This is a genomic window from Cupriavidus sp. WS, from assembly GCF_000395345.1.
Lineage (GTDB): Bacteria > Pseudomonadota > Gammaproteobacteria > Burkholderiales > Burkholderiaceae > Cupriavidus > Cupriavidus basilensis_B.
This window is the reverse complement of record NZ_AQPL01000661.1, coordinates 1-1,967: the sequence shown is the minus strand read 5'-3', so window position 1 is coordinate 1,967 and position 1,967 is coordinate 1. Positions and strand designations below refer to the sequence as shown.

2 protein-coding genes are annotated in these 1,967 nt (G+C 64.8%); both read right to left on the bottom strand.

Annotated elements, in window-relative coordinates:
- Positions 1-1,441 (bottom strand): alkaline phosphatase family protein (locus K206_RS0136260; RefSeq protein ID WP_155888422.1); only part of this gene is annotated, 1,441 nt, incomplete at its 3' end.
- 24 nt (positions 1,442-1,465) lie between these two features.
- On the bottom strand, positions 1,466-1,630 hold the full coding sequence (locus tag K206_RS43475) for a hypothetical protein (protein WP_155888421.1): 165 nt from the start codon (positions 1,628-1,630) through the stop codon (positions 1,466-1,468).
- Positions 1,631-1,967: the final 337 nt, after the last annotated feature.

Here is a 1,967-nt window from a genome sequence, read left to right as displayed (position 1 = left end):
ACGGCGAGATGTACTCGCACGGCACGCCGAAGCGCGCCTCGATGAAGCGCAGCACCGAGGTGTGGTCGAACACCTGCGAGCACACCCAGCCGCCCTTGCTCCACGGCGACACCACCATCATCGGCACGCGCGGCCCCAGGCCGATCGGCACGCCGTTGTAGTTTTCCTCGTCCACCGACACCGTGCTCTGGCCCTGGTAGCCGTACATGGCGGTGTTGACCGGCGGCACGTAGGCCGGCATGTGGTCGAAGAAACCGTCGTTCTCGTCGTAGTTGATGATGAACACGGTCTTGGCCCACACCTCGGGATTCGAGGTCAGCGCCTTGAGCAGCTTGTCCACCAGCGCCTGGCCGGCCGCCGGCGAGGCGTCCGGATGCTCGCAGTAGGCATCCGGGCAGATGATCCACGACACCTGCGGCAGCGTGCCGTTCTGCACGTCCTGGGCGATGGCGTTGGCCAGCTCCTCGTCGTAGGCGGCCTCGTTCGAGGCCAGCTTGTTGCCCACGTAGGCGCGCCCGCGGCGGTACTCGTCGGACTGCTTGTCGAGCTTGCGGAAGGTCTTGTGGAAGGCGACGGAGTTGCAGCCGTAGTTGGAATACGCCTGGTACACGCGCCAGTCGATCTTCTTTTCCTGCAGCCGCTCGGCGTAGCACTTCCAGGTCAGCCCCTCCCAGGCCTCGTCGAGGTCCATGTTGGCGGTCCAGTTGTTGTCCAGCTCCTGGCCCTTGAGGCGCTTCCGGGTGCCGGCCTGGTAGCCGCTCATGGTGTAGACGCTGGCGCCGCTGGTGTAGTACTGGCGATTGGGCTCGGTGTTGGCGAAGATCGAGCAATGGTTGGCGTCGCAGATGGTGAAGGCGCTGGCCAGCTGGTAGTAGAACGGCAGGTCCTTGCGCGCATCGTAGTAGCCCATCGACATGCGGCTCTTCAGCGGCACCCAGGCGTCCCAGTGCTTCCAGATGCCTTGCTCGAGCTTCCAGTTGTGGTCCGTGCCGCCGAGATGCTGCGCGTTGGTCGTGGTGGTGTCCAGGCGGAACGGTAGCACGTACTTCTGCTGCGCCTGCAGCACCGGATCGCTCTCGTACCACTGGCTCGTCTTCGGCCAGTTCGCATAACCCACGTTGGCATAGCCGGTGCGCGCATCCGCGTTGCGCCCGGCCGGCTGGTACCACACCGGCCTGCCGCTGCGCAGCGGCACCGGCTTCGGATCGCCGAAGCCGCGCACGCCGTTCATGGTGCCGAAGTAATGGTCGAACGAGCGGTTCTCCTGCATCAGCACCACGATGTGCTCCACATCCTGGAGCGTGCCGGTGCGGCGGTTGGCGGAAATGGCCAGCGCGTCGCGGATGCTTTGCGGCAGCACCATCGAAGCGGCGGCGGCACCCGCCGAAGCGGCTCCGAACTTCAGAAACTGGCGACGACTCTTCAGGGACTTCGAGGACATGTGACGGCGATCCGGTGAGCTGGCTTATTTCGGGCTGACGGCAGGCGCGCAGCGGATGACCGCATCGGCCACGGGCGCCTGCGGCGCGGGGGCCGCGGGCGTGGCAACGGTGTTCGCGCCGTCGTCGTCGCCGCCGCAAGCGGACAGGCACGACAACGTCATCAGCAACGCAAGCAGGGTCTTGGACATGGAATGGAAAGCGCGGCCCGCGCGGGCATGGGCGAACGGAAGCCGGCACGCCGACGGCCAGGAGGAAGCGCTAGGGATGGGACGGGAGCGGATTGTGGCGGGTACGTATTACGGGGGCGTGAATGAACGTATCAATACATTTTTGGATGGGGGTGGGATTTTCTTGTTCGGGCTGCTGTGGGCCTGGCGGCTCGGGCTTGATTGGTGGTTCTTGATTTGGGTCCTTGTTCTAGCTTTCGTGGGCCTTGAGGCTCGAACTTGATTGGTGGCTTGAGCTTAGGGTCCTTGTTCGGACTTTCGTGGGCCTTGAGGCTCGAGCGGTTTTGGTGGTTCGGGC

Coding starts and splice junctions, on each gene's coding strand:
- K206_RS43475 (WP_155888421.1), bottom strand. CDS start 1,630: ATGTCCAAGACCCTGCTTGCGTTGCTGATGACGTTGTCGTGCCTGTCC.